Consider the following 25,359-nt stretch of genomic DNA (forward strand, 5'->3'; position numbering starts at 1 on the left):
TTGAACGAGATGACCGTTTCACCGGTCAGACGACCTTTTCGGCGTGCACGTCGAGGCGCACCTGCCTGGCAGGTGCGCCTCGACGTTGTCTTAACTGACGGCGCGGAAGCGGCGCAGCCGGAGGCTGTTGGCCACCACGAAGACCGAGGAGAAGGCCATCGCGGCACCGGCGATCATCGGGTTGAGCAGGCCGGCCGCGGCCAGCGGCAGGGCGGCCACGTTGTAGGCGAAGGCCCAGAACAGGTTGCCCTTGATGATGCCGAGGGTGCGCCGGGAGAGCCGGATCGCGTCCACGGCGGCGGTCAGGTCGCCGCGAACCAGGGTCAGGTCGCTCGCCTCGATCGCCACGTCGGTGCCGGTGCCCATGGCCAGGCCCAGGTCGGCCTGTGCGAGCGCGGCGGCGTCGTTGATTCCGTCGCCGACCATCGCCACGACCTTGCCCTCGGCCTGGAGCCGCTTGACCACGTCGACCTTGTCGGCCGGCAGGACCTCGGCGATCACCTGGTCAACGCCGACCTCGGCGGCGACTGCCTGTGCGACGGTGGTGTTGTCGCCGGTGAGGAGGACCGGGGTCAGGCCAAGGCCTCGGAGTTGAGCGATCGCCGCCCGGCTGGTGGGCTTGACCACGTCGGCGACCGCGAGGACGCCGCGAGCTTGGCCGTCCCAGCCGGCCAGCACGGCCGTCCGGCCGGCGGCCTCCGCCGTGGTCGCCGCCTTCTCCACCTCCTGCGGCACGTCTAGCCCGCGCTCGCGCAGCAGCCGGAGCCGGCCCACCAGCACCTCGCGGCCTTCGACGGTGCCGGTCACGCCGAGCCCTTCGACGTTGGCGAAGCCGGTCACTGGTGCCAGCGCGCCAGCTCGCGACGCTCCGGCGGCGATCGCCTGAGCGATCGGGTGCTCGGAGGCGGCCTCCAGCGCGCCGGCCAGCCGGAGCAGTTCGTCGGGGTCCTGGCCGTCGACGGGCAGGACGTCGACCAGGGTCATCTTGCCCGTGGTGACGGTGCCGGTCTTGTCCAGCACCACGGTGTCCACCCGCTTGGTGGACTCCAGCACCTCGGGGCCCTTGATCAGGATGCCGAGCTGGGCGCCGCGGCCGGTGCCGACCAGCAGCGCGGTCGGCGTGGCCAGGCCCAGCGCGCACGGGCAGGCGATGATCAGTACCGCCACCGCGGCGGTGAACGCTGCGGTCAGGCCGCTGTCGTTGCCGATCCAGAAGCCCAGGGTGGCGACGGCGAGCGCGATCACGATCGGGACGAAGACGCCGGAGATCCGGTCGGCGAGGCGCTGCACTGCGGCCTTGCCGGTTTGGGCCTGCTCGACCAGCCGGGCCATCTGCGCCAGCTGGGTGTCGCCGCCGACCCGGGTGGCGGTCACGACGAGGCGGCCGCCGGCGTTGATGGTGGCGCCGACCACGGTGTCGCCCGGGCCGACCTCGACCGGCACGGACTCGCCGGTCAGCATGCTGGCGTCGACCGCCGAGGTGCCCTCGTCGACCACGCCGTCGGTGGCGATCTTCTCGCCGGGCCGGACCACGAACCGGTCGCCCACCGCGAGCTGGTCGACCGGGATCCGAGTCTCAACGTCGTCGCGGAGTACGGCGACGTCCCGGGCGCCGAGTTCGAGCAGGGCCCGCAGGGCCGCGCCGGCGGTCCGCTTCGAGCGGGCCTCGAAGTAGCGGCCGGCGAGGATGAAGGTGGTGACCCCGGCTGCGGCCTCCAGGTAGATGTTGCCGGCGCCGTCGGTGCGGCTGATGTCGAAGCTGAACGGGTGGGTCATCCCCGGCATGCCGGCGGTGCCGAGGAAGAGCGCCCACAGCGACCAGCCGAACGCGGCGATCGTGCCGAGCGAGACGAGGGTGTCCATGGTCGCCGCGCCGTGCCGGAGGTTGATCCAGGCCGCCCGGTGGAAGGGCAGGCCGCCGTAGACCACCACCGGCGCGGCCAGGGTCAGCGACAGCCACTGCCAGTAGTCGAACTGCCAGGCCGGCACCATGGCCAGCAGGATCACCGGCACGGTCAGCACAACCGAGACCCAGAGCCGGGTACGCAGGCCGCGTAGCTCGTCGACGGGCTCGGCGGCCTCGGGAGTGCCGGCCGGGGTGGGTGGAGGCGGCACGGCGGCGGTGTAGCCGGTCTTCTCGACCGTGGTGATCAGGTCCTGCGGCGTGACCGTGTCGTCGTAGCGGACGGTGGCCTTCTCGGTGGCGTAGTTGACCGTGGCGGTCACGCCGTCGAGGCGGTTGAGTTTCTTCTCGATCCGGGCGGCGCAGGAGGCGCAGGTCATCCCGCCGATCGCCAGTTCGATCTGGTTCGGCGCGACGCGCAGCGGCTTGGCGGGTGAGGTCATGACAGGCTCCGGTTTCAGTTGTGGGCGTGGCCGGGCTCGCCGTGGCCGTCGGTTGCCGACAGGCGTGGCGTGGCGGGACCGGCCGGGGCGGTGCCCCCGCTTGTGGTGGGGGCGTCGCCGGCGGTCAGGGTGAATTCCGCGGTGCGGACGGTGCCCTGGTGTTGGAAGTCGAGGAAGAGCCGGTACGTGCCGGCCGATGGAACCTCGGCGAAGAATGTGACCTGCGGTCCGGGCCGGGTCCGCCCGTCGCCGGGCTCGCCGTCCGGGTGCACGTGCAGGTACGCCAGGTCGCCCTGACGCAGCGCCACCAGGTGCCCGTACGCGCCAAGGTAGGGCTGAAGGTCGGTCACCGGAATGCCGTCGCGGCTTACGGTCAGGGTCAGCTCGGCGGTGCGGCCGGGCTGCAGGGTGCCGTCGATGGTGACCGTGTACCCGTCGATGGTGCTGCTGGCCGCCGGCGCCGGCAGCGGACGTGGGCTGAACGGCCCGGGGACGGGCACGTCCACGCCGAGGGTCAGCGGCTGGCCACCGCTTGGGGTGAAGTCGGCGAACGCCCGCCAGGTGCCCGGCTCGCCGAGCGGGGAGGCGACCCGCCAGGTGCCGTCCGGCGCCATCTCCGGGTGCACGTGCCGGAAGCCGGAAAGGTCCCGCCGGGTGACGATCAGGTGCATCCGCTTGTCGTGTGCCTCGTCGAAGGCGGTGACGGCGCGTCCGTCGGGTCCGGTGATCCGGAAGGCGAACTGGCCCGCCGGGGCGGCGACCGGGGCCAGGGTGTAGCCGCGGTCGGAGACCTGCAGCCCGCCCGGGATCTGTTCGGCGACGCCGGAACCGGTGTCGTGGCCGGCATCGTCGTGGCCGGTGGTGCTGTCGTGGCGGGTTTCGGCGGCTGGGGCGACGGGATCGGCTACGTTGCCGACCCCGTACGCCGCGCCGAACACCGCCGCGAGGCCGAGGGCGAAACCGCTCAGCTTCGTCGCCGTGTTCATGTGACTGGCACCTCGGTTCTGCGGGGTTGGTGGGAACTGTCAGGCGTCGACGAGGTCGTAACCGGCCTCGTCGACGGCGGCCCGTACGGTGGCCGGGTCCAGCGGCGCCTCACTGGTCACCGTGACCTGACCGGTGGCCAGGTCGACCTGGACGTCACTGACGCCCGCGATCGCGCCGATCTCGCTGCTGACCGAGTTGACGCAGTGGCCACAGGTCATGCCCTTTACCTGGTACGTCGTGGTGGTCATGGAACGCTCCTCTCAGGCCTCACAATATACCCCGGGGGGGTAATAGCTGAACGGACGTGTGCGACCGCTCAAGCAAACCAATACGGGGAGGGGGTATCCCGCAACAGGACCGTAGCATACCCCCGAGGGGTAAGCTATCCTGGATCCCATGACCACACCGACACCAACCCCGACCCGGGGCTACACCGCCAGCAAGGACCAGCTGCTCGCGCGGCTGCGCCGCGTCGAGGGCCAGGTGCGCGGCATCGAGAAGATGGTCGACGACGACCGCTACTGCATCGACGTGCTCACCCAGATCTCCGCCATCCAGGCCGCGCTGGACAAGGTCGCCCTCGGCCTGCTCGACGGGCACGCCCGGCACTGCATGCACGAGGGCGCCGCCGAGGGCCGCGCCGACGAGATGGCCACCGAGATGATGGCCGCCGTCGGCCGCCTCATGAAGCGCGGCTAATTCCTGACCGGTGACCCGGCCGGCGCGCCGACGGGTGGCCGTCGGTGCACTGGCCGGTAGCCATACCTGCCTAGAAAGTGCGCGGACCGACCGTGTGGGCGGCAGAGGTGCCGCCGCCCCTGGTCGCTGCCCAGGGTGTATGCGTGACGAGAGGAATCAATCGGCCGGCGACCGTAGGGGCAGGATTCCGCTCGTCTGTCGGAGCTGACACCTCGATCGGCCTCGGCATGGTCCGGGTGGGGTCGGCGACGGCGAGACCCGGCAGGTCCCGTCACCAAGGCCCGTTCGAGGGTTGGGTCGTCCGCAACCAGCCGGCTTGCCATCCTGACGGGAGCGGATGGCCCTTTCCTGCTCCCATACCGAGCGGCACCTCCTACTCCCCTTGCCGTCTGCGGGGCGGTCGGCCGTGACGGCCGACCGCCCCACAGACTCGTCAGGCGGGATCACGCCGCGGGAAGAGCCAGGTCAGCCGACCCGGGCGGTCTCGGTGGTGGTGGTTTCCGGGTGGGGTGCGCGGGTGCGCAGGGTGATCGCGGCGATGGCAGCTGCTGCGGCGGCGATGACGCCGGCGCCGATGAAGGCGGCCGAGTAGCCGTTGGTCAGGGCCGGCAGGTCGCCGAGCTGGTCGGCGCCGTAGGACGCGGCGACGGCGGTCATGGCGGCCAGACCGAGAGCGGAGCCGACCTGGTAGCTGGTGTTGACGATGCCGGAGGCCAGCCCGCCTTCCTCGGGCCGGGCGCTGGAGATCGCCGTGCCCAGCGACGGGATGAAGGCCAGCGACATGCCCAGCGCCGCGACGAGCGAGGCGGGCAGGACGTCCGCCACGAACGTGCCATCCGGACGGATCAGGGCGAGCCACCCGAGGCCGACGGCGAGGACCGCGAGTCCCGTCACCACCATCGGCTTGGGTCCGAACCGGTTGATGGCCCGCGGCGCGACCGCGATCATCCCGACCATGATGAGGACGGTCATCGGCAGCAGCGCGGCACCGCTGGGGAAGGCGCTGTAGCCGAGGACCTGCTGCAGGTACAGGTTCAGGTAGAACCACATCGGAATCCACGCCGCACCGAGCAGGAGCTGGGCGACGTTCGCGGCGGCGAGGTTCGGGGCGCGGAAGATCGACAGCCGCATCAGCGGCTCACGGCGCGCCGCCTGGATGGCGACGAACGCGACCAGGGCGGCGACCGCACCGGCGAGGACCAGCCAGGTCTGGGCGGAGGCCCAGCCGACCTCGGGGGCGCGGACGATGGCGTACACGGCGGCGCCGAGACCGGCGGTGACCGTCAAGGCGCCCGCGACGTCGAGGGAGCCGCGCCGCGCGCCGCCTGCCGGCATCAGCGCCGGGGTGGCGAGCACGGCGAGCAGGGCGATCGGGATGTTGATGTAGAAGACCCAGGGCCAGCTGACGTACTCGGTGATGACGCCGCCGAGGAAGACGCCGGCGGTGCCACCGGCCGGGGCGGCAGCTCCGTAGAGGGCGAGGGCCCGGGTGAGCTCCCGCGGCTCGGCGCCGAAGAGCATCATCAGCAGCGTCAGCGCCGAGGGTGCGATCAGGGCGGCGCCGGCGCCCTGGACGGCGCGGGCGGCCAGCTCGACGGCGACGTTGTCGGCCAGGCCCGCGGCGGCCGAGCCGACCAGGAGGATCAGCCAGCCGGCGGTGAACATGCGGCGGGCGCCGAACAGGTCGGACAACCGGCCGCCGAGCAGCAGCAGGCCGCCGAAGGCGACCACGTAGGCGTTGAACACCCAGGACAGGTTCTCCGGTGAGAAGCCAAGATCCGTCTGCATCCGAGGTAGTGCGACGCCGATGATCGAGGTGTCCATGATGACCATGAACTGGGCGAGCGCGATGAGGCCGAGGGCCCACCACCGCTTGGTTCCGTGAGACATCACAACCACTCCTTTATGCCCCTGGGGGGTATGGGTAAGTGGTGAAGGTGTACCCCCTAGGGGTATGCCTTGTCAAGTGATCCACGTCAACGACAACCGGACAGGCCACCTCTTGCGACACATACCCCCCTGGGGTAGTTTCCGTTTCAGCAAGGAAGGCGGATCCTGGCGGCGCATGATGCATCACGAAAGGGGCGACCACCAGCGGAAGCGACGCCGAATCAGGGCACGGGTCCGCGGCACCGGACGGCCGTCAAGGCTCTAGTCACCGGGATGAGCGTCCGGCGCTGCGCGTGCCACGCCGCCCAGACCGCGGCCCCGGGCGCCGAGGCCGCGGTGCGGTCAGCTCGCTCCGATGCCATCGGCGTCCTCGTCCGACCCCGATCCGCCTTACACCCCACACATCACTAGAGGAGATCGCCCATGTGCACCAGCGAAACCAGTTGCGGTTGCGCCACGTCCGTTGACACTGCCGGGTCGGCCACCAGCGCCCAGGACGGCATCCGCACCACCTACACGGTGTCCGGAATGACGTGCGGCGGCTGCGCCAAGTCCGTGAGCAGGCACATCAGCGGGTTGCCCGGCGTCACCGGCGTTGAGGTCAACGTGACCGACGGCGCGGTCACCGTCACCAGCGACGCCGCTCTGCAGACCGCCGCCGTGCGCAGCGCGGTCGAGCAGGCCGGCTACCAGCTCGTCATCTGACACAGGGCCGGCCGAGTCCGCCCAAAGTCGCGGACGGACTCGGCCGGCCCCTGCCCGCCGCCGCTTCCGCCAACCACCGTGGCACAGGAGACGACATGACCGGTCCAGATCGTTCCGAGCACCACCCGACCAGCGTGGGGCTCGTGGTCTACGGCACTGGCTGGTGCCCGGACGTCCGACGAAGCCGGGCCCTGCTCGACGCTGCCGGTGTCACCTACCAGTACGTCGACCTGGACCAGGACAAGGACGCCAGCACGCTCGTCCGGCGGCTGCAGCACGGGCGCCGGCGCATCCCCACGCTGTTGTGGCCCGACGGCACCTTCCTGGTCGAACCCACGGATGAGGACCTGCGGAATCACCTCACCCAGAGGGAAACGGAACCCGACACCCGCGACGGGTGATGATCCACCGGCCGACGCTGACAGGCATTCTCCGAGGAGTCCCGCTCTCCCATCCCATGGCGATCGGCCATGGGCCCGATCTGTCGGGTCCGCGCCGGGCAGCGCTCGGGCCGATCAGCGGTCACGAGTCCCTACCCCGTGCCGTAGGGCGCGTCTACCAGCTCGGAGTCCGTCCGGTCAGCCGCCGACGATCGCGTTCACCACCGCAGTAGCCCGCCACTCATGCTGGGCATACGCATACGGAAACGCGGAGACCTGTACCGCTTGGGCCGCCCAGGTCAGCTCCATGCCCTGCCAGCCGGGGATCTCCTGCAGGGCGGTGAGGAACTGCCGGGTGGCGAACTCGGGGTCCATCAGGCGGCCCACGGGGCCCCAGCCGGTGCTCGGGCGCTGCTGGAACAGCCCGACGGAGTCGTGGTCCCAGCCGATGGCCTGGTGCGGGTAGTTCTGCGACTCCGGCAGCACGCCGCTGGCGTAGTTGTAGAGGTTGCTCTCCTGCATGGCAGTGGCCACCGCGATGACCAGGCCCCGGCGAGGCACGCCCATGTCACGGCCGGTCCGGACGATCACCTTGGCGTTTTCCATCTGCGCCCGGTCCAGCCCGGCCACCGGCGCAATCCGCCTCGGCTTCGGCTTCGGCTTCGGCTTCGGCTCAGCCTTGGGCTTGCCCTGCACGGGGGACGGGGCGATGTCCGGGTTGGCCGGGTCGGCGGCTGGCGCCGCCGACTGACGTGCGCCGCCCCGTGAGGCGGCGTCCTGCTCCGCCCGCTGGGCGATCTCCGTACGGTTGGCGGACACATCAGAGTCGTCGGCCGCGCCAAGGTCGACCTGAGCAAGGCCCACCAGGCCGAGGCAGCAGACCACACCGGTGGCCACCGCGACGCGGGACCGGGCGGGCCGGCCGGCGAACGGGTTACGGAGGGTGCCGAGGCGGGTCAGGAGGGAGCCTAGGCCGGAGGCTCGGTCCGGTCGGGTGTGGGGGCTGAGAAGGGCCGAGGTCTCACGAGAGGCAGCCGACCGATCGGTGGAAGGGGTATCGTCCGAACGGTCAGCCAAGCCGTCGAGGCCTCGCCGGTTGTCGAGGGAGCCGTCGTCACGCATTTGACGAGGCTAAGCAGGGCAAACCCTTCTCACCCAATGTGATTCTGTGACCCCGCCCACACTCCGATGCCGGGAAGATGGACGGCCCGCCGCGACCAGTGCGATTCGGGAACGATGATCCCAACCCGGACATACCTCTGCGGCACTATGTGATGGGTTATAGGGGTTTGTTAGCACGCGGCGAGACGTCGTCGGGTCACGATCATCGCCCTCCATCGTTCGGTGGATGTGCCGATCCACCTAAAGGCCCACCGTCTCGCCACGGGTGCATCCTCGGCGCGAACGCGAGCTCCTGTCGAAGCGTCGCCGCCGCAGGTAGCCCACGGCGCGGCGGGACCGCGGTTCCCAGCGTCCGCCATCTACCGTGTCTCCCACACGTTTACCGATGTGAGGAGAGCTCTCATGGCCCGCTCCGCCGACAAGCCGATCTCCGCCGCCATCAGCTGGCAGGCGATCGCCGCCGTGGTGCTCATCGGCCTGTACCCGGCGGTGCACGGCGTGTACTGGGCGATCCCGGTCACGATGGCGGCGACGGCTACGGGGATCGGGGTGTGGCAGGGCGTGAAGTTCCTCGGGATGATCGTCAACCACCTGCACTGGCGGGACGTCGAGGTGCCCGCCGCTGACGACTGATCTGAGGTGGCAGTGGGCCGGCGAAAGGCGTCGGTTGCGCGCACGCGCACGGCGCGCTGACCCACGGGTTCCTGTGACCGAAAGGTTTCGCATGCAGACGCACATCACTTACCCCGTCTACTACCTACCGGAGGTCACCGAAACCAGCGAGATCGAAGGCGCCAAGTGGCTCCAACGCCAAGACGGCGGGCGTCTGATCCGCGTGCAACAGCTGGCGCCCTACCGAAGGGGTGGGATGCTCGCCGCCGCCGGCGACGTGACGATCGAGGGCGACCGAAGTCAGCACGGCCCTCACTGGTACGGCGGTGCCGTCCTGCTTCCATGGCCGACACCCAAGCTGCTCGACGAGCTCGCCGGCCACCACGACCGCGTCACGGCTGCATGCATTCTCGACAACGGTGACGGCTTCAGCCGGCCGTGGCTGCGCGCTCACCGAGCACGGCACCTCCTCACGGGAGAAGCGCTGCAACCCGACCTGGATGCAATCTCGCCTGTTGTGCGCACGGCCGTCAAATCCATCACTGCCCCAGGGCACCTCTCAGACATCGTCGGCTACCTGGATCGGGGACGTGTGATCAGCGGTCTCCAGCTGCTCCATAGGGCTGGGTATGCGTTCACGCCGCAGTCGGTAGCGGAGTATGCCCTGGTGACCGGGTGCCGCACCGGCTTCGCTGGCGAGCTGTACGAGTACGCCCAGGGGGTGCTGAACGGACAGACCTACCGGCCCGGGTCATCCGTACATACGCGGAAGACGCTGGCAATGTGGGAGCAGGAGGCTGACAGTGAATCCGCCGGGGATGACTGAGCCGCACGCCGGTCGGCCGCAGGCGATCGACTGGGAAGAGCAGGAGGGGCCACCGCCGCGAATCGTCCTCGGTCATCGCTACGCGCCGCGGGTGTGCGCCGCCCCCGACTGCACGCTCCCACCCCACGTCCGCTGGCGGGCCGCACACGGCGGCTACCTGTACGGTCAGCATCGCCGTCTCGGTGAACCCCTCGACTTGTGCGACGTTCACGAGCGGGAAGTGGTCGGCCTCTGCGGCGCCGACTGGGACGACGACACACCCACCCTGCCGAGGCAGCGCACCACAGAGCCTGACGCCAGTGTCAGCGGCCCGGGCGGCGTCGCTTCGTGACCGCCCAAACCCCGCCGGCGACGGCCAGGGCAAGGGGCAGAATGCAGCAGATGGTGGCTACGGCGATGTGCCACGGCTTGAGGGCTCCCATGGCGTGCGACGGTAACGGCTCACCTCAACCAGTGCGACCCGGTCGGCTCCGACGTTCAGTCGACGACGCGCTCCGGCTGCTGGCTGTCGCGCCGCCTCCAGCGGATTCCAGCCATATCCGTAAACGTGACCTGGATCCTCACCGACTCGACTAAGACATCTGCAGTCAACGGGAACCGGATAGGGCCGCCGCCGGGCGCTTGCACGATCCCGTCGAATGGCAGCTGCTCTTGCGGTCCCAGCACCCCTCGTGCCATGAGCCGGGTGTGGATCTCGTTGTCATGCTCGACGATGAGGTCTACTTCCACGTCGAGGACGGGGCCGTGTCCGTAGTTCGCGACGAACAGCGTCAGCCGGCCGAACGTGCCGTCGGCGCCGAGGGAGAGTCCGACGTCGGAGATGACCACGGTCCTCGCCTGCTGCGCCTCGGCGTCCCGCCGCTCCGCGCGCGCGAACTCCCGATCCTGCGCCGCTTCGGCGCGGTCCTGTGCGGCCTCGCGTGCGGTCCGGCGGCCTGCTCTGATCTCGTACAGCAGCAGCAGTCCGGTGAAGATCGCTGCGAGTAGGCCGATCACCACCCCCGCGATGCCGCTCCAGCCTTGCATCCAGTCGGTGACCTTGGGTTCTTCGGCGGCCGCGATGATCGGAAGCATCGGCGCATGGTGTACCAGGACGTCTCGCCACACTGTCGTCTGGTTGACACGGGGCTGCAACGGCTCGGCTGCCTGGCTGCGGGATGGCTGGGTCCAGGTCGGCGGGGCTAGGCTGTCGCCCCGGTCGGCAGGCATGAAGAAGGAGCACCCCATGTCGAGTGCCTACGAGACGTTCGACCCGTTCGCTGAGGATCCCGACGCCGGCAGCGACTACCAGGAAGGGCTTGCCAAGCTGGGCTGGCAGCGTTTCCTCACCATCGGTGACCCCGACCACTCCCCCATGCACGTCAACGCCTGGCGGCGTGACCGCGACGGTCAGGCAACAGAGTTCGCGGTGGACGTGTGGACCAGAACGGCGGAACGCCGTTCATCAAGGTCGATTCTCTTCCCGAGGTAATGGACCTGTTGGCCCGCTGGGCGCCGCTGGTGCAGGCGGCCTCCGTGACGCAGCTGATCGCCGAGGTGTCCAGCGGTGGCCTGTCGACCTGGGGCACGGTCGAGCAGATCGCCGGCAAGGTTGCATTCGGCATGACTGACGGACTGGACGCCATGCGCCGGGAGGAAGCGCAGGCCGACCGGGCGCGGCGGGAGCGGGCCGCGGCGCGCAGGGCCCAGCAGACGCAGTAGGCGAGGTCAGCCGATGCGCATCGAAAACGTCGAGCAGCGCGCCAAGCGGGTCGTGCAGAAGATCGCCACCGACCAGCCGACCACCGCCGAGGACGTGCAGATCGTCGCCCTCTACTGGGCGGTGTCCGACCAGGAGGAGGCGGCCGCGGCCGGAACTACCACCGCCGCGGACCTGGAGCTGCTCACCGTCGTCCGGGCGTACCCGCGGGAGGGTGACGCCGCCGCCCAGACCGTGTGCGACGCGGCGTGCCGGTGGCGGGACCGCACCCGTCTCGACCTGCCCGCCGACCGCGGTGGCTTCCGGTGGCTGCTCGCTCAGACCGTCGACCGGTACCGCCGGCCCCGCTGGCACCGGCACCGGATGCGCATCGCCATGGCCCTGGGCTTCACCTCCGGCGGCTTCCTCGCGGCGGAAGGGGTCATGGACCTCGCCGGCGCCGGCCCGCGGCTCGTCCACCTGACGCTGCACGCCGCCGCGCTGGGCAGCTTCGCCACCTCGATGACGATCGTCTTCCTGTTCCACCGGTCCACCACACGCTGACCGACAGCCGCAGCGGCGGCCGGCTACAGTGCGCCGATGCAGCACCAGCAGTACCTGCTCGCCGCGTTCAAGCAGCGCATCGCCGAGGCCCTGAACGACTACGCCGACCGCGCCGACGGGGAGCCTGACCCGCTCGAGCTGGAAACTGACCTTGTCCGCGGCATCCGCTTCGCCGCCGACCTCGTGGCCGGGCTCGTCCATAATCCGCATGCCCGCGAATGTTCCTGCCCCTGCGACAAGCCCGACCCGGCGCTGCTGCCTACTCCCCTCCACCCGACGAAAGAGGAGCTGCAGTCTCTGGCGAGGATCGTTCGGGACGCTGGTGGCAGCCCTCGTGACGCTCTTAGCCTGGCTCGTCTGATCATGGCCGCTGGCTACCGGATGACGCCCACTGATATGCCGCCCGCGCCGCGCCCGGATGGCCGCCGATCAGGCGCCGCGGTGGAGTTTGCCCGGGTACCTGCACCCGGACGGCGACGGGTGGCTGTTGAAGGCACCGTGTCAGCGGTGCAACACCTGGCACGCCTTCCACGCAGAGAATGTGTTGGCGGGTGATCGAGTGACGTCGCAGACGACGTGCCCGGCGGTGACCGACAGCGTGGGGCGAGTTGTCCAGCCGGAGGTGACGATGATGCGGCTGGTGGTGCAGGCGGTGCGGTTCAACCGGCGGTGCGAGCGGGATGGGCGCGTGACCAAGGCGTGTTGGACGCTGTTCCGAGGTTGACCCTCAATAGCGGGCACCCGGACTGTACGAGGCAGGTCCACCCGACATGATCTAGCGGCTGACCCCCGTGGGACTCGGCGTGCTGGTGGCGGTCGGCGTGGTCGTTGGACTGGGCGTGGTCGTGCGGCTGGGCGTGGCGGTTGGATGGGGCGTGGTCGGCACGGCGGTCGGGCTCGGTGTAGTGCTTGGGGTCGGGCGTGGGGCCGCGGTTGGGGTCGGTCGTGGGGTCGCAGGCTTGGGGACGGTGGGCGAGGGTGTGGGCTTGGCGGGGGGTGTCGGGGGGGCCGGCACCGCCGGGATGACCCGGGTGGCGGCGAAGAACCGTGACCACCACACGGTGGAGACCTTGACGACGTCACCGGTGGTCGGCGCGTGAACCATCTTGCCGTTGCCGATGTACATGCCCATGTGGTGGATGGTGTTCCAGCTAGTACCGGAGGCGAAGAAGACCAGGTCACCGGGGAGCAGTGCGTTGCGGTCAACGGTGCGACCCCGGGTGGCGTAGTACTGGTCGCGTGACACCCGGGGCAGCTGGTCGTAGTCGGCGCCCTTGGAGCGGTACGCGGCCCAGATCAGCCCTGAGCAGTCGTAACGGTTGGGGCCTTCGGCCGCCCACTCGTAGGGCTTGCCCAGCTGTGCGAGAGCGAACCGCACGGCGGCCAGGGCCCGCGGGTGCGCGGCCTTGCCGGCAATGCTGCCACTACCGGTGACATCAGCGCCGAGACGCTGTTCAGCGGCTTCGCGTTGCCGCTCGATCGCCACCAGCTCATCAGCGTGGCGTCGTTTCAGCGCAAGCAGAGCCGCGTCACGTTGCTTGTAGGTCGTCTCCAAAGCGGTGTACCGGCTGCGAGCCGCCTCGTCAGCAGCGACTGCCGCGCTGTGGTTGGTGTAAGCCTGTTGTTCTGCAGCCTGCGCCCGGCGTAGCTCGCGGGCGGCATCGTCAATATCGCCGTCTTCCTGCTGTCCGCGATTGGCGGCGGCTAGCGCGCCCAGTTCAGGCAGGTCGGAGTCCACGACGCCAGGTGGCAGTGCGGCGGCTTGCTTGAGGGCGTCGGCGGCGGCGGGCACGACGTTCTGGCGTGCCCGCTGCAGAGCGTCCCGTGCCTCGCGCAGCTGCCGCTCGGAGTCCTGCAGGGAGACGTTCGCCCGGCTCTGGTCCTGCCGCAACAGAAGCAGCTGCTCACCGAGGGCCGCTACCTCCGTTTCCATGGCCAGGATCTGCCCGGCAAGAGGATTCGCCGGCGGCGACAGATTCCGGCCGCCGGGGGTCGGCGCTACCGTGGTGCGGCCGCCAGGCAGTTGCACCGGCCCAGCCGGAGACGGCCGGATCCCTGCATCGGGGATGACATTGGGCAGCGGCGGATCGGCGTACACGGGGCTCGCGAACGCGGCCGCGGCTACTGCGCCCAACAGAGCGGACCATGCGACCGGACGTAGGACCGCCAAGCTTTCCCCGTACCGCCTGGACCGCCCATACCCGCTACTCATCATCTCGCTCCCCGCCCGGAGTCTGCACCGCCTGAGGTACAGCGGTGGCATCTGTCCGGGAGCCGTGGTCAGGTAGTAACGGAACGACAATAGCGGCCATCTACGATGCGGCGATAGTAGGAGTGTCGGTTGTGAGATTGCAGCGCCGATCGACGGAGGCCGTGTGTCCCTACAGGATCGACGAACCGCTGAAGCAGGTAACAGGTAAGCAATCGAGCGTGAGGCGACTGTTCCGGGACGCTGCGCGACGGCCGCCGGAGCGGGCGACCGGAAGCGGCCGCGGAGTCCGTGTGTGGGGGAACGTAGCGTCTTCCCTTTAGAGACAGTGGCCTCTAGCCCAGGGCCGTACCAAGCTCAGACGCAGAAGATGATGGCGGTGGCGGCGCTGACCAGTGCCGGTGCGAACACCGCAGCCAGCGGAAGGGCGACACGGGCCGACGTTCGGTAGCCCGGCGCCTCGGCCTGCAGGCGGTGAAGCCGCGTCGGCACGTCCGCTCCGGCCATCGGAAGGGCGTGCGTGGGGTGCGGCGCACCGTTGAGGGCGATTAGCGCCGCGCGAACCGCGGGCGCGCCACAGGTGCGCACAGCGGCCGCATCGGCGCACAGTTCAACCAGAAGTCGCATGGCGCGCGGGGCGCGGCGGGTCAGGGGCACCCACGGTGCGGCCGCGGCGAGGACCTCGGCGAGGGCGACGATCAGATGGTGGCGGCCGCGTAGGTGCGCCCGCTCGTGACATAGCACCGCCGCGCGTTGCGCCGGAGGCAGCTGCAGGACGCCAGCGCTGACAACGAGAAGTCCCCGGCGGCCACCAACGCTGTAGGCCAGTGGCGCGCGGTGCGGAACCCGCAGCACCGGTTCGCGCTCCGGCGTTAGGGTTTCACCGAGCAGAGTCATCAGGTCCTGGTGCGCTTGGCGGGACTCGCGCTGGGCACGCCACTGCCGAGCTGCCACGACGACCGATCGTGCGGCCAGCGTGGAGACGGCCAGCGCGCCCGCGACGCCGAGCACCTCGTCTTGCGCGGGCAGGTGGCCGTGGCGCACCGCGTGCCAGCAGTGGTGCGCCAGTTGCTCTGCCCAACTCTCGAAGCGGTTGACCGGCGCGAGCAGCAGAGCTATCCCGGCGGTGAAGGTCAGCAGCACTGCGGCCAGACTGCCCCACCAGGCGAGGAGCACAGCGATCGGATCACGAACCCGGCCGACGGCGCGCTCCAGCAGGGCCGGGGCCAGCCAGGCTACGACGAGCGCGCCGACGATGAGGGCGACGGCCGGGCTCACCGGGAATCCGACCGCTCGTCAAGCACCTGCCGCAACACCGCCAGTTCCCGGTCAGAGGCCGAACGGGCGAAGTGCAGCAGCACCACGTCCGGTCGGCGACTGGTGTTCAGCACGCGCCGCAGGGTCCGAGCCACAAGTTCCTCCCGGCTGCCGGCCGGCCGGTAGTGGTAGGCCTTGCCGCTCTTGTCACGCAGCACCCACTGCTTGCGGTGCAGGTTGTCCAGCACAGTCATGACGGTGGTGTAGGCAAGGGTGCGTCCGGTCAGCCTATTGAGCACCTCACGCACCCGCAGGGGCTCGTCCGCCTGCCACAACACGTCCATGACGGCGGCTTCCAACTCACCCAGGCCGTTCAACGTCACACCGCCTCCCACATCACGTCAGCCTACGCCGACGTCGAGGCGCCATACGTCCGTCTGCGACCCCCAGGGACGACATAAGAGACGACCGCGGCGGCCCTGGCGTCGCGCGCCAGGGCCGCCGCGGTCGGTGTTGCTCAATCGTGCGTGTCAGGCGGAGTAGCCGCGCGAGGCAGCCCACTCGGCCAGCTCGCCGACGGAGATCCAGTAGGTGCCGTCGCCCACCGGCTGCCACGGGTCGGCGATCTTCACCTGGTCGCCGTCATAGGCCACCACGGTCACGTAGTGCCCGACCGGGAAATCGCGCGACACGCCGTCCACGTCGGTGCCCGCACCGATGACGTTCACCACCGGAACGCGGTCGTTGTCGATCGCGGTGGTCAGGTCATCCTTCAGGCGCCGCACCTCGTCTTCGGTGGCCGTGTCGTTCGGGATCTCACCGGTCTTGTAGACATCCTTGCCGAGCTCCTCGTTGAGAACCCGGGTGACGTCGAACGCCGAGGCCGTCCCGGCGACGGTGGTGCCCAGCTTCGAAGCCAGCTCGTCCTGACTCTGGATCTTGCCCTGCGCGCTGAGCGCGATGCGGGTCGACGCCGGGCCGCAGAAGTAGATGTTCGGCTGCTCCTGGAAGCGGTAGTCGACGCGCTTGTCCGACTTCTTGTCTGCCTGCTGCACGGCGACGACCGACGGCACCGACGACGGCGCGGCCAGCGCACCCGTCACCGGCGCGGCGACGCCGGCGGCGACGAGGGCCAGTCCGGCCACGCCGAGCGCGCTGCGGCGCACCACTGCGGTACGAGCCGTGGTCCATTGCGTGAGGGGGTTCATCTTTGTCACCTTTCCTCGGGGTGACCAGGCCGATGTTTGTCGGCCGGCATCACGGGGATCCGCCATCTGGCGTCGAAGGCCGGATATGGCGAACGCCGGGGCTGCTGCTCCGGCGTACATCTGCGCAACCGCTCATGGCCGATCGGCATTCCGCGATGACCTCGTGGGTGCCGGTAGCGAGCGCCTCATCAGCATGGAGAACCGGACGCCCATCCCAGATAGGCATGTCTACAACGACTTGGTGGGACCGGGCCTCAGCTACACGGCGGCGGCCGGACCCGGCACGGGTCCGGCCGCCGTCTCGTCGTGCCTTACAGGCGGTCGAGGATCTTCTGCAGGGTCTGCACCTCGGCGGCCTGATCCGCTTCGATTTGCGCGGCGAGGGCCTTGGCGTCCGGATTGGCGCCGTTGGCCTGCTCGGCCTTGGCCATCTCGATGGCGCCGTTGTGGTGGGCGATCATCATCTGCGCGAACATCTTGTCGAACTCGGTGCCCTTGGCCGCCTTGAGCTTGTCCATCTGCTCGTCGTCGGCCATGCCCGCCATCCCGGTCGGGGCGGTGCCGTGCATGTCGTGGCCCTCGGGGGCGGCGGTGGGCTTGCCCCACGCGGTCAGCCAGCCGGTCATCGTCACGATTTCCGGATCCTGCGCGGCCTTGATCTTCGCCGCGAGGTCCTTCAACTCAGGGTCGTTGGCGCGGGTCGGCGCCAGATCGGCCATTTCGACGGCCTGCCGGTGGTGCGGAATCATCATCTGGGCGAACATGACGTCGGCGTCGTTGACGGCGGCGCTGGCCTGCGCCGACGCCGATGCCGTGACGGCCGGGCTGTTGCCGCTGCCGTGGTCCATGCCGCTCATGTCGTCCCCGCATGCCGCGGCGGTGGCGGCGAGAGCGGACAGGGTGACGCCGGTCAGCAGGGCGCGGCGCAGCACGATGGTGCGCTTCATGGTGAAGGAGTGCCTTTCGGGTTGGTGTGTGAATGTAGGAGTAGCGGTCGGCTTGACCGGCCGTTCCTATATCCGCAACACCGACACCGCCGCGACGCGCAGGCCCAGCGACGGCACAGGGGGACCACGCCCACCCCTGTGGGTTGCGAGACGAGTCCGGGCGCCAGACCTGTGGCGGTGGGATCGGACACGCAGCATCGCCAGGCCGACGGCCAGCCCGAACGCGCCGAGCACCGCCAGGCACACCGATAACAGATCCATGCCGGTGCTGCCGCCGGTCGTCGACTCGCCGACCTGCGCAACCTGAAGCAGGTCGTGGGACACGTCCTGGCCGGCGGCGGTGAGCGCGCCGTGTGGCAGGCCGTCCGCCATGGTCTGGTGCCCGTTTGCGGCGTGGCCGCCATGGCCGAAGGTGTGCATCCCGGCGACACCGAAGGTCAGCAGGACGAGCAGCAGCACCCGGGGCAGGCTGATCAGCCCGGCCGGGCACTGGCGTGCTGTCCTGTTCATACCGATCCAGGATAGTAGGTGGCATAATCGGCGGCCAGCCGTGCGGCGGAGAAGGGGCACGTGCTCGGCGGCCGGACGGGGCGGGTTGGGGTTACGGCGTCAGGTTGGGGATGTCGAACCAGGAGAACGGCGCCCACGGCAGGTTACGCAGCACCGTGCTGTAGAGCAGGAAGGCGACGATGTACGTCCCGTAGACCCAGGCGGGCAGGCGCAGCGCGGGTAGTTCGCGTCCGAGCCAGGCCGAGGCGAGGAAGCGGACGCCGAGGTAGGCCACGAAGGGCACCGCGACCAGCGCGACCAGGTGGTGGCGAGCGGCCTGGGCGAGGTCGCCGTGCAACAGGTAGTAGACCATGCGGGTGCCGCCACAGCCTGGGCCGTTGATGCCGGTGAGGGAGTGCCATAGGCAGGGGCCGGTCGGGTCGGCGACCCGGTCGGTGGGATCAAACCGGAGCACGAATCCGATCGCCGCGGCCAGTGCCGCACCCGCGGCCACCGACGCCGCGCGCCGCATCGCCCGGTCAGGCGCTGCCGTGACCTGACGCACCGGTAACCTCCTCGCTGCGCCGACGGACGGCGCTCACCCGACCCGTCGCGGTCATGCCTGCACCGTGACTCCCCACGACGCTACTACTAGCGGGCAATAGTAGATGGCTTACCATCGGGGCGCAGTTGCGGACGGTCCGCGTAGCCGTCGCAGATCGCGGAGTCGAGGCAAGGGAGCTGGGTGTGGCCCTCAAGGGGCAGAATCGGTGGGCGTGGCTTGGCGTCGCTCTCGGCGTCCTCCTGCTCGTGGCGGCCGCGGCCACCGCGCTCAGTTGGCGTGAGGACACCGCCACGTCGACCGCCTCGACGACGGTGGACAGCGGTCGGCTCAGCCACGTGCATGGCCTTGGCGTGAACCCCGCGGACGGGCAGCTGTATGTGGCCACCCACCACGGGGTGTTCCGGCTCTCCGGCACCGAGGCGACCCGGGTGGGCGATGGCCGGCAGGACACCATGGGCTTCACGGTGACCGGCCCCGACGAGTTCCTGGCCTCCGGTCACCCGGCCCCGGGCGAGGACGGGCCGACGCACCTGGGACTGATTCACAGCACCGATGCCGGCCGCTCCTGGCAGAGCCTGTCCCTGGCCGGGCAGGCCGACTTCCACCTGCTGCGCTTTTCCGGCGGCGTGGTGTACGGCTTCGATTCGACCACCGGCGCCCTGATGGCCAGCAGTGACCGGGTCACCTGGCAGACCCGCTCCACGATCGAGGCCTACGACCTGGCGGTCGATCCCAACCGCCCGGACACCCTGCTGGCCACCACCGAGCAGGGCCTGCGCCGCTCCATCGACGGCGGACGCACCTGGACTCCGGCCGGCGGCCCGCCAGCGGTGCTACTGCATTGGTCCCCGCGGGAGCTGGTGGCGGTCACGGCGGACGGCACGCTGGTGCGCTCCCTCGACGCGGCCGCGACCTGGTCGTCCACCGCCGGCCGCGCTCCCGGCGACCCGGCGGCTCTCACCGTGCACGAGAACCTCATCTACCTGGCCACCCGGGACGGCCAGGTGCTGCGCAGCGCCGACGCTGGCACGACGTGGCAGCCGATGATGCCCTGACCAGGGGGCCTCAGCCGACTACACCCCCTTAAGACGCGTGCGACGGCCCGGCCGGATCATCCCGACCGGGCCGCCGTCCTTGCCTGCGTCAGTGCTGGCCGGGGGTGAGCTTGACCCGGCGCAGCAGCTGGGCGTTCAGTGCCACCACGATGGTGGAGGCCGACATCAGCACCGCACCGACCGCCGGACTGAGGGTGACTCCGGCCCAGGCCAGCGCGCCGGCGGCGAGTGGGATCGCCACCACGTTGTATCCGGCGGCCCAGGCCAGATTCTGGATCATCTTCCGGTAGGACGCCTGGGACAGCCGGATCACGCCGGTGACGCCACGCGGGTCCGACGAGGCCAGGATGACCCCGGCGGACTCGATCGCCACGTCGGTGCCAGCCCCGATGGCCAGGCCGACGTCGGCGCGGGCCAGGGCGGGTGCGTCGTTGACTCCGTCGCCGACCATCGCCACGGTCAGCCCCCGTGCCTGCAGGTCGGCGACCGCCCTGTCCTTGTCGGCGGGCAGCACCTCGGCGAAGACCTCATCCACCCCTTGCCGGAACCCGAGGTCGGCGGCGACCGCCTCGGCGACCGGGCGGGCATCTCCGGTGATCATGACGATCTTCTTGACGCCCTGTTCGCGCAGCTCGGAGATGGCCTCGCGGGCCTCCGGACGGACCTCGTCCTCCAGAGCGAACGCGCCGACCGCGGCCGGTTGGCCGGTCTCCGGCAGACGGATCAGGTGCAGCACCGCCGCGCCACGGGTCGACCATCCCCGCGTGACGTTGCCCAGTTCCCCGGGCACCTCCGCGCCGAGTTCCCGCAGCAGGGCGGGGCCTCCCACCGCCCAGGTGGTGCCGTCGACGACCGCCTGGACCCCTCGGCCGGTCAGGGACCGGAAGTTCCCGGCGACCGCCCGCAGCCCCCGGTCCTGCGCGACCTTGACCAGAGCCTTGGCGAGCGGGTGTTCGCTGTCGGCCTCCACGGCGCCGGCGATGCGCAGCACGTCGTCCTCGCTGACGCCGCTGGCGGCGGCCGTGGCGGTGACGGTGTGCGCGCCCTTGGTCAGGGTGCCGGTCTTGTCGAACAGCACCGCATCCACGGTGCGCATCCGCTCCAGGGCGAGGCGGTCCTTGACCAGGATGCCGGCCTTCGCCGACACCGCGGTGGACAGCGCGATCACCAGCGGGATGGCCAGCCCGAGGGCGTGGGGGCAGGCGATGACCAGGACCGTCACCGTCCGGACCACGGACTGGTCGAGGTCGCCCAGCGCCCACCAGGCGGCGAAGGTGACCAGCGCGGCGGCGGTGGCGACGTAGAAGAGCATCGCGGCGAACCGGTCAGCCAGGACCTGCGCCCGGCCGCTGGAGGCCTGCGCCTGTGCCACGAGCCGGCCGATGCCGGCCAGCGCCGTGTCCTCCCCGACCGCGTCGACCCGGACCCGTAGCGCGGAGTCGGTGGACACCGTGCCGGCCACGACCCGGTCCCCGACGCTGCGGGGCACCGGCCGGGACTCCCCCGTGATCATCGACTCGTCCAGCTCGGCGGAGCCGTCGACGATCCGGCCGTCGGCGGGTACCCGGCCACCGGAGCGGACCAGCACCACGTCTCCGACCCGCAGGTCGGACACCGATACCCGGTGCACGGCGCCGTCGTCGTCGACCCGTTCGGCGTCGTCGGGGAGCAACGCCGCCAACGCGGCGAGGGCGCCCTGCGCCTGACCGATGGCCTTCATCTCCTGCCAGTGACCCAGGAGCATGATCGTGACCAGCGCGGCCAGTTCCCACCAGAAGTCCAGATCGAACGCGCCGACGCTGGTGGCCATCGAGGCGACGTAGGCCACCGTGATCGCCATCGAGATCAGCAGCATCATCCCCGGTGTCCGGTCGCGTACCTCGCGGACGCCGCCGACCAGGAACGGCCAGCCTCCGTAGAAGAAGACCACCGAGCCGAGAACCGGGCCAACCCAGCTCATGCCAGGAAAGTCGAGGGTGTAGCCGAACCAGCCCATCACCATGTGGCTGGTCGCCACGATCGGAATCGTCAGCGCGAGGCTCAGCCAGAACTTGCGCCGGAACTGCTCCGGGTCGTGCCCCGCGTGCTTGTCGTGAGCCCCGTGCCCACCGGCGGATCCGTGCCCCGCGTGGTCGTGGTGGCCGCCGTGGTGGCTAGCCGCCGGCCGGACACCGCCCAGGTGCCCGTCATGCGGTCCACCGGTGGTGTGCTCGCCCACCTGCACCTGGTGCCCGTGGTGTCGCGCCTGGCCGGTGATGAACGTCGGATCGGTGTGGGTCGTGTGTTCGTGTCTCATTGCCGTCCACCTCCAACCGGCACCATATACCCCCTAGGGGTATCCGGCAACTCGTCTTTGCGGTGCCGGCCAGACCTGGTGCAACACGGATTCGGAGCCCCAACGGGCATTACCGTCCGTACCCGTACCCCTGAGCGGTATCGACACATGCGGCCCGGAGGGCGACCACCTCTCCCGTGTTCGCAGCTCATGGCGCAGGACAGTTTCGGAGCCTCCAGGGGATGCCCCCCGGAACCGCGCTGAGCCCGCTGAGACGGCGTCGCCACTCACCCACGACCACCCAAACAGGGCAATCCCCCGTGAAACCCCCCTCCTACGCGCCGTCACAGCGAGACTCGCTCATGACAGCACCGCCGCGCCGGCGACTGCCGTCGCCGCCGTCATCGACCGAGGAGCCGCCATGACGCCCGCCATCACCCGCCGTCGGTTGCTGGTCGGATTGGCGGGCACGGTGGGGCTTGCAGGAACGGCTGCCACCACCTCCCGGGCCGGCGGTGCCTTCAATCCTCGGCCAGCGAGCCCGCATGCCGACCTGGCGTCCCGCGTCGAGGCGGCCCGACGCCATCCTGACTCGGCCACCGTGACCGCGTCGCTGAACCCCCGACCAGTCACCATCGACCTAGGCGGGCCGCAGGTGCGAACCTGGGGCTACGCGGACGACCTGCCCGGTCCGCTGATCAGGGCCCGCGCCGGTGACCTGATTCGGGTCGACGTGGCCAACGACCTGCCCGCTGACACCAGCGTTCACTGGCACGGCGTGGCGCTGCGCAACGACATGGACGGCGTCCCGGGTCTCACCCAGGCGCCGATCCCCAGCGGAGGCAGACACCGCTACGAGTTCACCGCTCCCGACCCGGGCACCTACTTCTACCATCCGCACTCCGGGTTGCAACTCGACCGGGCGCTGTACGGGGTCCTGATCATCGACGACCCGCACGACGCCGGCGACTACGACCGCGAGTGGATCGTGGTGCTCGACGACTGGGTCGACGGCACCGGCCGCACCCCGGAGGACGTTCTCGCCGCCCTCACCGCGGGTACCGGACACGGTGGCACGCCGGGGATGGATCACGGCGGCGCGGGCGACATGCCGAGCATGGGCCACGGCGCGATGGACGGCGCAGGTCCCGGTGACGTCGGCGGGCACGGGGACATGGGTGGGATGGAGATGATGACCTCGCCGCTGCTCGGCGGTGCCGGGGACGTCGCCTACCCGCACTATCTGATCAATGGCCGTGTCCCCGCAGCGCCGGTCAGCTTCCGCGCCTGGCCACGGCAGCGAGTGCGGATCCGGCTGGTCAACGCCGGCTCCGACACGGCATTCCGGGTGGCACTGACCGGGCATCGGATGACTGTCACCCACACCGACGGCTTCCCGGTCGCCCCGACGACGACCGACGCGGTCGTGCTCGGTATGGGCGAGCGGGTCGACGTCATCGTGGAGCTCACCGACGGAGTGTTCCCGCTCGTCGCCGCCGCCGAAGGGAAGACCGGGCACGCTCTCGCCCTGGTCCGCACCTGTGCGGGCGACCCGCCCCCGGCTGCCGCCCGGCCGGCCGAGCTGAACCGGCGGGCGCTACTCACCCACACGCTGCGCGCTGCCGAGAGCGTGGCGCTGACCGGGCAGCAACCTGACCGGGTGCACCGGCTGGTGCTGGGTGGGTCGATGACGCCCTACCGATGGACCATCAACGGCGTCACCTTCGACCACGCCGACCCGCTCCTGGTCGAGCACGGTGAGCGGGTGCGGCTCGAATTCGTCAACGACACGACCATGTTCCACCCCATGCACCTGCACGGGCACACCTTCGCCGTGACCGGCGGCGGCGCCCGCAAGGACACCGTCATCGTCACCCCGGACCGGACGGTCACCGTCGACTTCGACGCCACCAACCCCGGCCAGTGGATGACCCACTGCCACAACGTCTACCACGGCCAAACCGGCATGATGGCCCATCTGACGTACCGGCTGTGACAGCCCCGCACGCCGCCCAGCGAATTGGATGCGAGCGTTGGTCCCGGCAGGCACCCCATCAGTAACGGCCGGGGAGCATTCTCTTCGTCCGACACCTAGCGCAACCGCCCATCGGTCGTTACCGGAACCCTACGGGCCGGTCACCACAGTCCACACCACTCCTCCGGCGAGGCCAGCGGCAAGACTGAGAGCGGCGGCCGTGACCGCGGTGAACGAGGCCCATCGCCCTCGGGCCTGGGTCTTCCCCGGCGCTGGGGGGCCCGGTTCGGGTGGCCGGTAGGTGGGGACGATCCAACGCAGGTAGTAGAACAGACTGATCAGAGTGTTGACGAACACCACGACGGCGAGCCAGCCGTAGCCGCCGTCCCAGGCGGCGGTGGCGGTGGTGAGCTTGCCGACGAACACCCCGGTGGGCGGGGTGCCCACCAGTCCGAGGAGCACCACGACCAGGGCGGCAGCGAGCCAGGGGCGCTGATACGCCATGCCTAGGTAGTCGGTGAGATCCCGACGCTCAGGCAAGGCGGCGGTGACGGCGAAGGCGGCGATGTTGGTCACCGTGTATCCGACGAGGTACACCAGCAGCGACGGCAGCGCCAAGTCACTGCGGCCAGCCACCACCACGGGAACGAGCACGAACCCGACCTGGCTGATGGTGGACCAGCCGAGCAGCCGCCGCGGGTCGGACTGCCAGTACGCGGCCAGGTTGCCCAGCGTCATGCTCGCCACCGCCACGGCGGCCACCAGCACCGGCCAGGGCACCGCGTCGGGCAGCACACCGACCAGGCGGTACACCGCGATCAGCGCGCCGATCTTAGGCACCGTGGTCAGGAACGTCGCCGCGGTGGCGTGGGCGCCCTGCGCCGCATCAGGCACCCAGAAATGACCCGGCACACCGCCGGCCTTGAATATCAGCCCGGCCACCAGCGCGACGGCGGCCCCCGTCACCGCCGCCGGTGGCGCGTCGACCAGCCCGCTGGTGAGTTCGGCATAGCCGGTGCTGCCGGTGAGTCCGGACAGGATCGTCACGCCGAGCAGGAGCAGGATGCCGAACAACGCCCCCATGAGATACGTCTTCACGGCTGCCTCGGCGCCGCTGGCGGTGAACACGAGGCCGATCAGTCCGTACAGCGGGATGGTGGCGAGGAGGAAGCCCACGGCGAGGACGAGCAGATCGTGTGCGCCGGCGAGCAGCACGGTTCCGGCGGTGCCGAACAGCAGCAGTGCGCAGGTCTCGCTCTCCCGCGCCGTGCCGGCGATCTCGTCGGTGGCCAATGCGAGCACCAGCAGCGTCCCGACCGCGGCGAGGATCCGGGCCACCCCGGTGGCGGTGTCGACGGTGAAACTGTCGTCGAAGGCCGAACGGGTCGGCCCGGCCATCCCGATCGCGGCGGTGACGATGGCCGCGACGAGAACAGCTGCGGCCAGGACCCGGATGATCCACTGCTGGTGTCGGGGGACGAACGAGCCGCCGAGCAGCGCGGTGAGCGCTCCGACGACGAGCAGCATCTCGGGCAGCAGCAACAGCGGCCGCATCATCTCCGTCTGCACC

26 protein-coding genes are annotated in these 25,359 nt (G+C 70.3%); 11 read left to right on the plus strand and 15 right to left on the minus strand.

Annotated elements, in window-relative coordinates:
* Positions 1 to 90: 90 nt before the first annotated feature.
* Genes FHX32_RS22790 through FHX32_RS22800 form a run of 3 tightly spaced genes read right to left on the minus strand, consistent with a single transcriptional unit; the run spans position 91 to position 3,581 of the window.
* Positions 91 to 2,346, minus strand: a complete 2,256-nt coding sequence (locus tag FHX32_RS22790) for a heavy metal translocating P-type ATPase (RefSeq protein ID WP_167186927.1) — start codon at positions 2,344 to 2,346, stop codon at positions 91 to 93.
* 14 nt (positions 2,347 to 2,360) lie between these two features.
* Complete coding sequence (locus tag FHX32_RS22795) at positions 2,361 to 3,332, minus strand: DUF748 domain-containing protein (RefSeq protein WP_167186930.1); 972 nt, start codon at positions 3,330 to 3,332, stop codon at positions 2,361 to 2,363.
* Positions 3,333 to 3,371: 39 nt separating this feature from the next.
* Complete coding sequence (locus FHX32_RS22800) at positions 3,372 to 3,581, minus strand: cation transporter (RefSeq protein ID WP_167186933.1); 210 nt, start codon at positions 3,579 to 3,581, stop codon at positions 3,372 to 3,374.
* Positions 3,582 to 3,729: 148 nt separating this feature from the next.
* On the opposite strand from FHX32_RS22800, the gene FHX32_RS22805 reads away from it, so the two are divergent.
* A complete protein-coding gene (locus tag FHX32_RS22805) occupies positions 3,730 to 4,032 on the plus strand; it encodes a metal-sensitive transcriptional regulator (RefSeq protein ID WP_167186936.1) in 303 nt (100 codons plus the stop codon).
* 465 nt (positions 4,033 to 4,497) lie between these two features.
* Here FHX32_RS22805 and FHX32_RS22810 read toward each other — a convergent pair whose 3' ends face one another.
* The gene (locus tag FHX32_RS22810) at positions 4,498 to 5,922 is read right to left on the minus strand and encodes an MFS transporter (RefSeq protein ID WP_167186940.1); all 1,425 of its coding nucleotides are present in this window, start codon (positions 5,920 to 5,922) and stop codon (positions 4,498 to 4,500) included.
* Positions 5,923 to 6,345: 423 nt separating this feature from the next.
* On the opposite strand from FHX32_RS22810, the gene FHX32_RS22815 reads away from it, so the two are divergent.
* Together FHX32_RS22815 and FHX32_RS22820 are read left to right on the plus strand one after the other, a co-directional pair.
* A complete protein-coding gene (locus tag FHX32_RS22815; RefSeq protein ID WP_167186943.1) occupies positions 6,346 to 6,627 on the plus strand; it encodes a heavy-metal-associated domain-containing protein in 282 nt (93 codons plus the stop codon).
* 95 nt (positions 6,628 to 6,722) lie between these two features.
* Positions 6,723 to 7,028: a glutaredoxin family protein gene (locus tag FHX32_RS22820; RefSeq protein WP_167186946.1), complete on the plus strand. Its 306-nt coding sequence runs from the start codon at positions 6,723 to 6,725 to the stop codon at positions 7,026 to 7,028.
* A 177-nt stretch (positions 7,029 to 7,205) separates the two neighbouring features.
* Here the strand turns inward: FHX32_RS22820 and FHX32_RS22825 are convergent, their stop codons facing one another.
* Positions 7,206 to 8,129: a peptidase M23 gene (locus FHX32_RS22825; RefSeq protein ID WP_167186949.1), complete on the minus strand. Its 924-nt coding sequence runs from the start codon at positions 8,127 to 8,129 to the stop codon at positions 7,206 to 7,208.
* A 402-nt stretch (positions 8,130 to 8,531) separates the two neighbouring features.
* Between FHX32_RS22825 and FHX32_RS22830 the strand changes: the two genes are divergently transcribed.
* Positions 8,532 to 8,762, plus strand: coding sequence for an MFS transporter (locus tag FHX32_RS22830; RefSeq protein ID WP_167186952.1), 231 nt, complete (start codon positions 8,532 to 8,534; stop codon positions 8,760 to 8,762).
* A 91-nt stretch (positions 8,763 to 8,853) separates the two neighbouring features.
* Positions 8,854 to 9,567 (plus strand): hypothetical protein, encoded by a 714-nt coding sequence (locus FHX32_RS22835; RefSeq protein WP_167186955.1) that lies wholly within the window; start codon positions 8,854 to 8,856, stop codon positions 9,565 to 9,567.
* A gap of 477 nt (positions 9,568 to 10,044) precedes the next feature.
* On the opposite strand, the gene FHX32_RS22840 is transcribed toward FHX32_RS22835, so the two are convergent.
* Positions 10,045 to 10,641, minus strand: coding sequence for a hypothetical protein (locus tag FHX32_RS22840; RefSeq protein WP_167186958.1), 597 nt, complete (start codon positions 10,639 to 10,641; stop codon positions 10,045 to 10,047).
* A gap of 151 nt (positions 10,642 to 10,792) precedes the next feature.
* On the opposite strand from FHX32_RS22840, the gene FHX32_RS22845 reads away from it, so the two are divergent.
* The 4 genes from FHX32_RS22845 to FHX32_RS22860 are packed head-to-tail and all read left to right on the plus strand — an operon-like array spanning position 10,793 to position 12,364.
* On the plus strand, positions 10,793 to 11,038 hold the full coding sequence (locus tag FHX32_RS22845; protein ID WP_167186961.1) for a hypothetical protein: 246 nt from the start codon (positions 10,793 to 10,795) through the stop codon (positions 11,036 to 11,038).
* On the plus strand, positions 10,984 to 11,268 hold the full coding sequence (locus tag FHX32_RS22850) for a hypothetical protein (RefSeq protein ID WP_167186964.1): 285 nt from the start codon (positions 10,984 to 10,986) through the stop codon (positions 11,266 to 11,268). Before FHX32_RS22845 ends, FHX32_RS22850 begins: the two co-directional genes overlap by 55 nt.
* 13 nt (positions 11,269 to 11,281) lie before the next feature.
* Complete coding sequence (locus FHX32_RS22855; protein ID WP_167186967.1) at positions 11,282 to 11,809, plus strand: hypothetical protein; 528 nt, start codon at positions 11,282 to 11,284, stop codon at positions 11,807 to 11,809.
* A 36-nt stretch (positions 11,810 to 11,845) separates the two neighbouring features.
* Positions 11,846 to 12,364 (plus strand): hypothetical protein, encoded by a 519-nt coding sequence (locus FHX32_RS22860; protein WP_167186970.1) that lies wholly within the window; start codon positions 11,846 to 11,848, stop codon positions 12,362 to 12,364.
* 220 nt (positions 12,365 to 12,584) lie between these two features.
* Here FHX32_RS22860 and FHX32_RS22865 read toward each other — a convergent pair whose 3' ends face one another.
* The 7 genes from FHX32_RS22865 to FHX32_RS22895 all read right to left on the minus strand — a co-directional run bounded on the left by FHX32_RS22865 (position 12,585) and on the right by FHX32_RS22895 (position 18,484).
* Positions 12,585 to 13,943, minus strand: a complete 1,359-nt coding sequence (locus FHX32_RS22865) for a C40 family peptidase (protein ID WP_167186973.1) — start codon at positions 13,941 to 13,943, stop codon at positions 12,585 to 12,587.
* Between the two features lie 432 nt (positions 13,944 to 14,375).
* Positions 14,376 to 15,296, minus strand: coding sequence for a M56 family metallopeptidase (locus FHX32_RS22870; RefSeq protein ID WP_167186976.1), 921 nt, complete (start codon positions 15,294 to 15,296; stop codon positions 14,376 to 14,378).
* Complete coding sequence (locus tag FHX32_RS22875; RefSeq protein ID WP_486481274.1) at positions 15,293 to 15,658, minus strand: BlaI/MecI/CopY family transcriptional regulator; 366 nt, start codon at positions 15,656 to 15,658, stop codon at positions 15,293 to 15,295. Before FHX32_RS22875 ends, FHX32_RS22870 begins: the two co-directional genes overlap by 4 nt.
* A 147-nt stretch (positions 15,659 to 15,805) precedes the next feature.
* Positions 15,806 to 16,483 (minus strand): C39 family peptidase, encoded by a 678-nt coding sequence (locus FHX32_RS22880; RefSeq protein ID WP_167186979.1) that lies wholly within the window; start codon positions 16,481 to 16,483, stop codon positions 15,806 to 15,808.
* A gap of 311 nt (positions 16,484 to 16,794) precedes the next feature.
* Positions 16,795 to 17,430, minus strand: a complete 636-nt coding sequence (locus FHX32_RS22885) for a DUF305 domain-containing protein (protein WP_167186983.1) — start codon at positions 17,428 to 17,430, stop codon at positions 16,795 to 16,797.
* A 66-nt stretch (positions 17,431 to 17,496) separates the two neighbouring features.
* A complete protein-coding gene (locus FHX32_RS22890; RefSeq protein ID WP_167186986.1) occupies positions 17,497 to 17,889 on the minus strand; it encodes a hypothetical protein in 393 nt (130 codons plus the stop codon).
* Between the two features lie 142 nt (positions 17,890 to 18,031).
* Entirely contained in the window at positions 18,032 to 18,484 is a 453-nt protein-coding gene (locus FHX32_RS22895; protein ID WP_167186989.1) for a DUF2752 domain-containing protein, read from the minus strand.
* 182 nt (positions 18,485 to 18,666) lie between these two features.
* On the opposite strand from FHX32_RS22895, the gene FHX32_RS22900 reads away from it, so the two are divergent.
* Positions 18,667 to 19,539 carry a F510_1955 family glycosylhydrolase gene (locus FHX32_RS22900; protein ID WP_167186992.1) on the plus strand — a complete coding sequence of 291 codons (873 nt, stop codon included), beginning with the start codon at positions 18,667 to 18,669 and terminating at the stop codon, positions 19,537 to 19,539.
* An 88-nt stretch (positions 19,540 to 19,627) separates the two neighbouring features.
* Here the strand turns inward: FHX32_RS22900 and FHX32_RS22905 are convergent, their stop codons facing one another.
* Positions 19,628 to 21,835 (minus strand): heavy metal translocating P-type ATPase, encoded by a 2,208-nt coding sequence (locus FHX32_RS22905; protein WP_208419163.1) that lies wholly within the window; start codon positions 21,833 to 21,835, stop codon positions 19,628 to 19,630.
* 400 nt (positions 21,836 to 22,235) lie between these two features.
* Here FHX32_RS22905 and FHX32_RS22910 point away from each other — a divergent pair, with 400 nt between their 5' ends.
* On the plus strand, positions 22,236 to 23,810 hold the full coding sequence (locus tag FHX32_RS22910) for a multicopper oxidase family protein (protein WP_167186995.1): 1,575 nt from the start codon (positions 22,236 to 22,238) through the stop codon (positions 23,808 to 23,810).
* Between the two features lie 129 nt (positions 23,811 to 23,939).
* Here FHX32_RS22910 and FHX32_RS22915 read toward each other — a convergent pair whose 3' ends face one another.
* Positions 23,940 to 25,358: an NADH-quinone oxidoreductase subunit N gene (locus tag FHX32_RS22915; protein ID WP_486481275.1), complete on the minus strand. Its 1,419-nt coding sequence runs from the start codon at positions 25,356 to 25,358 to the stop codon at positions 23,940 to 23,942.
* Between the last annotated feature and the right edge of the window lies 1 nt (position 25,359).

It is taken from the genome of Micromonospora sp. CNZ280, assembly GCF_011759515.1.

What these genes read in the sequence shown, in the direction of transcription:
- FHX32_RS22815 (WP_167186943.1), top strand. Translation starts at nt 6,346, where the DNA reads ATGTGCACCAGCGAAACCAGTTGCGGTTGCGCCACGTCCGTTGACACT.
- FHX32_RS22880 (WP_167186979.1), bottom strand. Translation starts at nt 16,483, where the DNA reads ATGAACCCCCTCACGCAATGGACCACGGCTCGTACCGCAGTGGTGCGC.
- FHX32_RS22825 (WP_167186949.1), bottom strand. Translation starts at nt 8,129, where the DNA reads ATGCGTGACGACGGCTCCCTCGACAACCGGCGAGGCCTCGACGGCTTG.
- FHX32_RS22820 (WP_167186946.1), top strand. Translation starts at nt 6,723, where the DNA reads ATGACCGGTCCAGATCGTTCCGAGCACCACCCGACCAGCGTGGGGCTC.
- FHX32_RS22845 (WP_167186961.1), top strand. Translation starts at nt 10,793, where the DNA reads ATGTCGAGTGCCTACGAGACGTTCGACCCGTTCGCTGAGGATCCCGAC.
- FHX32_RS22795 (WP_167186930.1), bottom strand. Translation starts at nt 3,332, where the DNA reads ATGAACACGGCGACGAAGCTGAGCGGTTTCGCCCTCGGCCTCGCGGCG.
- FHX32_RS22790 (WP_167186927.1), bottom strand. Translation starts at nt 2,346, where the DNA reads ATGACCTCACCCGCCAAGCCGCTGCGCGTCGCGCCGAACCAGATCGAA.
- FHX32_RS22830 (WP_167186952.1), top strand. Translation starts at nt 8,532, where the DNA reads ATGGCCCGCTCCGCCGACAAGCCGATCTCCGCCGCCATCAGCTGGCAG.
- FHX32_RS22810 (WP_167186940.1), bottom strand. Translation starts at nt 5,922, where the DNA reads ATGTCTCACGGAACCAAGCGGTGGTGGGCCCTCGGCCTCATCGCGCTC.
- FHX32_RS22855 (WP_167186967.1), top strand. Translation starts at nt 11,282, where the DNA reads ATGCGCATCGAAAACGTCGAGCAGCGCGCCAAGCGGGTCGTGCAGAAG.
- FHX32_RS22800 (WP_167186933.1), bottom strand. Translation starts at nt 3,581, where the DNA reads ATGACCACCACGACGTACCAGGTAAAGGGCATGACCTGTGGCCACTGC.
- FHX32_RS22885 (WP_167186983.1), bottom strand. Translation starts at nt 17,430, where the DNA reads ATGAAGCGCACCATCGTGCTGCGCCGCGCCCTGCTGACCGGCGTCACC.
- FHX32_RS22840 (WP_167186958.1), bottom strand. Translation starts at nt 10,641, where the DNA reads ATGCTTCCGATCATCGCGGCCGCCGAAGAACCCAAGGTCACCGACTGG.
- FHX32_RS22835 (WP_167186955.1), top strand. Translation starts at nt 8,854, where the DNA reads ATGCAGACGCACATCACTTACCCCGTCTACTACCTACCGGAGGTCACC.
- FHX32_RS22860 (WP_167186970.1), top strand. Translation starts at nt 11,846, where the DNA reads ATGCAGCACCAGCAGTACCTGCTCGCCGCGTTCAAGCAGCGCATCGCC.
- FHX32_RS22905 (WP_208419163.1), bottom strand. Translation starts at nt 21,835, where the DNA reads ATGAGACACGAACACACGACCCACACCGATCCGACGTTCATCACCGGC.
- FHX32_RS22910 (WP_167186995.1), top strand. Translation starts at nt 22,236, where the DNA reads ATGACGCCCGCCATCACCCGCCGTCGGTTGCTGGTCGGATTGGCGGGC.
- FHX32_RS22805 (WP_167186936.1), top strand. Translation starts at nt 3,730, where the DNA reads ATGACCACACCGACACCAACCCCGACCCGGGGCTACACCGCCAGCAAG.